The sequence below is a fragment of the Steroidobacter sp. genome, assembly GCF_016790065.1.
Taxonomy (GTDB): domain Bacteria; phylum Pseudomonadota; class Gammaproteobacteria; order Steroidobacterales; family Steroidobacteraceae; genus Steroidobacter.
The window spans coordinates 1-4834 of the sequence record NZ_JAEUPY010000433.1; the positions used below are offsets into that span (position 1 = coordinate 1).

Below are 4834 nucleotides of genomic sequence, written 5' to 3' on the forward strand. Positions count from 1 at the left end.
TTATGCAGGTAGTACTGGCCGCGCCTGGGTTCCCATTGCCATGCCGAGCCGCCGAAGATCGACAACCAATTGTTGGGCGGCGTGCCGTCGGGGCGCGGATCGGCCCACACGTACCAGTCGGCTTTATCGCCGTCACGGCTGTTGCGGCTAGCCTGAAACCAAGGGTGCTCATCGGAAGTGTGGCTGAGCACCTGATCGATGATGACTCGAATGCCGCGTCGATGCGCTTGGTCGAGCAGCCGGTCGAAATGCTCCAGCGTGCCGAAGATCGGGTCCACCTGCCGGTAGTCGCTGATGTCATAGCCGAAGTCCCGCATCGGCGACTTGAAGAAGGGCGAAATCCAGATCGCATCGACACCGAGATCGGCCACGTAGTCGAGTTGCGAGTTGATGCCGGCCAAGTCGCCGGTGCCGTCGCCGTTCGCGTCGACGAAGCTGCGCGGATAGATCTGATAGATGACGGCGCCACGCCACCAGGGCAATAGCTGCATTGGTATTCCTCAACGATGACGTAGCGACCAGGGTCGATACGACATTCTGAAGCGCCTCGCGCGCTCCCGATCGTTGAATACGATTGCAGTGAGCTAAGGCGTCGGTCGGTAGCCGCAGGAGTCGCGAATCACCAGCTCAGGCGCGATCACGCGTGACTCGACACGGCGCCCCTCGATGAGCTTGATGAGATTGTCCACCAGCAGTTCGCCAGCCAGGCGAGTGTCCTGTCGCACTGTGGTGAGCGGCGGATTGAAATGCGCCGCGGGGCCGATGTCGTCGAAGCCAACGACGGCAACGTCTTCGGGGACTCGCAGGCCTCGGTCTTGAAGTGCACGAACGACGCCGGTCGCGATCAAGTCGCTGGCGGTGAACACGGCGTCGAAGCGCGCTTGCGAGTCCATCAAGGCCATGCCGGCGCGATAACCTTCGGCCTCCAGGCTCTTGGCTTCGTAGTGCAAGCGTGCGTCCGGTTCGAGCCCGGCGCCACGCAGCGCTTGTGTGTAGCCCCAATGACGGCGCTGAAACTCGGGACTGTGATCCGATGCGCTGCCGATGAATGCGATGCTGCGACGGCCGAGCCTCAACAGATGCTCTACCGCCAGTCGTGCGCCGAGTTCGTTGTCGCAGGAGACGAAGTGACCGGGGCGGCCTTCGATGACCGGGCCCCACACCACGAAGTGGGTACTGAACTCGGCAAAGCGACTCAGTCGCTGCAAATACTCTAGGTAATCGCCGTAGCCGAGCAGGATCAAGCCATCGGCGCGGTTGCTGACTTCGTAGTCGGTGTGCCAGTCATCGCTCAATTGCTGGAACGACAACAATAGATCGAAGCCGCGCCGGGCCGCGCAATGAGTGATGTGGCCGAGCATCGACAGGAAGAACGAGTTGATCTGCGCTTCGTCCCTGGACTCTTCGAACAGCAGCAGCGCCAGCGTGCCACTGCGCCTTGAACGCAATCCGGCGGCGCTACGGTCGGTCCGGTAGTGCAGCTTGCGGGCGATCTCGAGCACTCGCTCGCGCGTCTCGGCGTTGACCAGCGGGCTGCCTCGCAGAGCGCGGGAAACAGTTGCTTGCGATACGTTCGCGAGTTCGGCGATGTCGAGCGATGTGGGTTTGCGCGTCTTGGGCGACAAGTTGTCTTCTTCAATAGCAGCCGGGGCGATGCTAACGCGCCGCTGTGCGTAGTCATCGTTGAATACGTTTGCAGAGGATTGTTCGGTCATAGGGGCCCCCATACACTGAGCTTACGACAAGAACGACGTGGGGGAACAATGATCGGCGCGTCACGCGGCATCAGCCTTGCGTGCATCGGACTAGCGCTGCTGGTCGTTGCCGCGACAACTCTAGCGACTCCACGACCACTGACAGCTGCCGAAGCGGCGACGTTGTCGCAAGGACTGGCGAACGTTGTCACCACTCCCGAGCAATACGTTCTGCGCAAGTTCGAGCGCGCCGACGTCGTGTTGCTGGCCGAAGATCACGCGCTCCAGCACAACTTGAAGCTGGCGCAGCGGTTGATCCCGTTGCTGTACCGGGCGGGCATCTACAACTTCGGCATGGAGTTCGGTGCCAGCGAAGATCAGGCCGCGTTGGATACGCTGGTGACGGGAGCGAAATACGACGAGTCGGTCGCGCGACGGTTGATGTTCAATTACAACGTCGGTTGGGTATTCAAGGAATACATGGATATCTACCGTGTTGCGTGGGAGTTGAATCGCTCGCTGCCGGCCGGGGCTCGCAAGTTCCGTATTCTGAATCTCAGCTACCGTTACGACTTTGCCGCCTTCACTGGCGCACGCACGCCGGCCGCGATGGCCAAGGTCTACTACAAGGGCCCGGCGGATGCTCATCGTGCTGAGGTGGTACAGCGAGAAATCCTGGCACGCGGCGAAAAATTGCTGGTGCTGACCGGGACCGTGCATGCATTTACTCGCTACGCGATGCCCATGCCTGATTACAACGGCGAGGGTTTTGTGCGGCTCGACGATCGGCACTTGGGCAATCGGCTGCTGAAGTTGGCGCCGGGCAAGGTCGTCACCATCCTGCTGCATCAGCCGTTTCCCGGGAAATTCGGCGGCCAGGTGCGTCCTGCGAATGGCGCGCTCGATCAGGTGTTCACTGGGCTGAAGGGGCGACGCGTGGGCTTCGATCTGGTCGGCACACCGATGGGCGAGCTTGCTGACGACAGCTACTACGCGACGGGGTATTCCGACTTTCGCCTGCGCGATCTTGCTGACGGCTACATCTACGAGATGCCCATCGAGAACTTTCGGGGCTGCGAGATCGACGAGGCCTTCCTCACCGACCAGAACTGGCCGCAGGCACAGCGGGAGCTGCCCGATTTTCCCGGCATCAACCCGAAGCCGGCTACGCGCCAGCAGTACCTGGACAAGATCCGCGAGTACGTGGATACGCGCCAACGCTACCGAGACCTGAACTGAGCCCGCTCGAAATGGACGTGCGATTGATGACTCTCCAGCGTGGCCTGAACTGATCTAGCTTGAAATGCTCATGCGATGGATGAGCACTTTGTCGCGAGCCGACGGGATCTGATTGAGACGCCTATGCGATTGATGAACACGTTTGTGAAGTGGGCTGCGTTGTGGCTGATGCTCGCCGGCTCAGCGGCGGCGTACGCATCGACGCCGCTGGCAGATGCCGAGGCTCAGCGCCTTGCGACCTACCTCAAGGAGCACGGCGCGACTCCGGAGCAATACATCCTCAGTAAGGTCAAGCGTTACGACGTCGTGCTGCTGGGAGAGGAGCATCGGGTCAAACACAACTTGGAGTTGGCGCATCGGCTGATTCCGCAGCTGTATCAAGCTGGCGTTTACAACTTCGGCATGGAATTCGGCGCCAGCGAAGATCAGGCCGCGTTGGATGCGCTGGTGACAGGAGAACGCTACGACGAGTCGGTCGCGCGACGGCTGATGTTCAACTACAACGTCGGCTGGGTGTTCAAGGAGTACATGGACATCTATCGAGTGGCCTGGGCGTTCAACCGTTCATTGCCTGTGGGCGCGCGCAAGTTCCGCATTCTCAATCTCAGTTACAAATTCAACTGGGACGGCTTCAATGGCGTGGGCACGCCGGACAACATGCAACGCGTGTTTCCGAAAGGCGATACCGAACGTTATCGGGTCGACTTGATTCAGCGCGAAGTCCTGTCGAAGGGCGACAAAATCCTGATTCTCACGGGCACCGGCCACGCGTACACGCGCTACACGCTGCCGGTGAATGACTATCTGTCTGAAGGTTTCTATCGGCTCGAAGATCGGAGCATGGGGAATCTGTTGTACCGGCTCGCGCCGGGGAAAGTTTTCAACATCCTGTTGCATCGGCCGTTCTATAGCCAGACCGGTGGACCGGACGACTTGGTGCAGCCGGCTGGCGGCGCGCTCGAGCAAGTGATGGCGAAGCGTCGCAATGCGCCGGTGGGCTTTGATTTGGTCGGTACGCCGCTCGGTGAATTGCGAGATGACAGCTACTTCGCTATTGGTCATCAGGATTTTCGCCTGCACGACCTGGCGGATGGTTATGTGTTTGTGAAGCCGCTGCGAGCGGCTGAGGCATGCACTATCGATGAGAAGTTTCTGACGGAGCAGAATTGGCTCGAAGCGCAGAGACAGCATCCGGCGTTTCCGGATCTGAGTGGCCGGCCGAAGAGTCTCGAGGCGTACTGGCGAAGTATTCGAGAGTACGCAGATATTCCGAAGATCTATCGGCGCGTGCGCTGACGCATGAAGCGCATTGCCTCAATGCTGCTGGTGTGCTTGGCGTTTGCGCAGTCGCTGCCAGCTGGCGCGTCCGCGCCGCTGAGCGACGAGCGAGCCGCCGAGTTGGCGCGTTACGTCGCGGCTCACGCGAGCGAGCCCGAGGCATACGTCGTCAGCAAGTTCGACCGCCACGACATCGTGTTCCTTGCCGAAGACCACGCCATCAAGCACAACCTGCTGCTGACGCAACGCCTGATTCCGCTGCTGTACAAGGCCGGCGTCTACACCTTCGGCATGGAATTCGGCGCCAGCGAAGATCAAGCCGAGCTCGATCGACTGATCACCGCCAATCGCTACGACGAAGCGACCGCACGTCGGCTGATGTTCAACTACAACGTCGGCTGGGCCTACCGCGAGTACATGGATATCTATCGCGCGGCGTGGCAATTGAACCGATCTCTGCCCGCCGGCGCTCACAAGTTCCGAGTTCTGAATCTGAGCTACCGTTACGATTGGTCTGCCTATCACGGCAACCGCACGCCGACGACGTTCGCCCGAGTACATCATCGCGGCAACCCAGAGATCTACCGTGCTGACATGGTACGACGCGAGATCCTGGCGAAAGC

At 60.4% G+C, this 4834-nt stretch carries 4 protein-coding genes and 1 pseudogene; 3 read left to right on the forward strand and 2 right to left on the reverse strand.

Annotated features, from left to right (window positions below; genetic code table 11):
* Window positions 1-491: alpha-amylase family glycosyl hydrolase (locus JNL55_RS18110; protein ID WP_293856677.1), on the reverse strand; the 491-nt coding region annotated here is incomplete at its 3' end.
* Window positions 492-584: 93 nt separating this feature from the next.
* Window positions 585-1715: a LacI family DNA-binding transcriptional regulator gene (locus tag JNL55_RS18115; RefSeq protein WP_293856679.1), complete on the reverse strand. Its 1131-nt coding sequence runs from the start codon at window positions 1713-1715 to the stop codon at window positions 585-587.
* Between the two features lie 48 nt (window positions 1716-1763).
* Here JNL55_RS18115 and JNL55_RS18120 point away from each other — a divergent pair, with 48 nt between their 5' ends.
* The 3 genes and pseudogenes from JNL55_RS18120 to JNL55_RS18130 form a co-directional block, all read left to right on the forward strand.
* A complete protein-coding gene (locus tag JNL55_RS18120; RefSeq protein ID WP_293856681.1) occupies window positions 1764-2933 on the forward strand; it encodes a hypothetical protein in 1170 nt (389 codons plus the stop codon).
* 123 nt (window positions 2934-3056) lie between these two features.
* On the forward strand, window positions 3057-4229 hold the full coding sequence (locus JNL55_RS18125) for a ChaN family lipoprotein (protein WP_293856683.1): 1173 nt from the start codon (window positions 3057-3059) through the stop codon (window positions 4227-4229).
* Window positions 4230-4232: 3 nt separating this feature from the next.
* Window positions 4233-4834 (forward strand): annotated as a pseudogene (locus JNL55_RS18130) (hypothetical protein); the annotation flags it as partial.

Excerpts from the sequence above, each read along its gene's own strand:
- JNL55_RS18120 (WP_293856681.1), top strand. The coding sequence starts at position 1,764 with ATGATCGGCGCGTCACGCGGCATCAGCCTTGCGTGCATCGGACTAGCG.
- JNL55_RS18115 (WP_293856679.1), bottom strand. The coding sequence starts at position 1,715 with ATGACCGAACAATCCTCTGCAAACGTATTCAACGATGACTACGCACAG.
- JNL55_RS18125 (WP_293856683.1), top strand. The coding sequence starts at position 3,057 with ATGCGATTGATGAACACGTTTGTGAAGTGGGCTGCGTTGTGGCTGATG.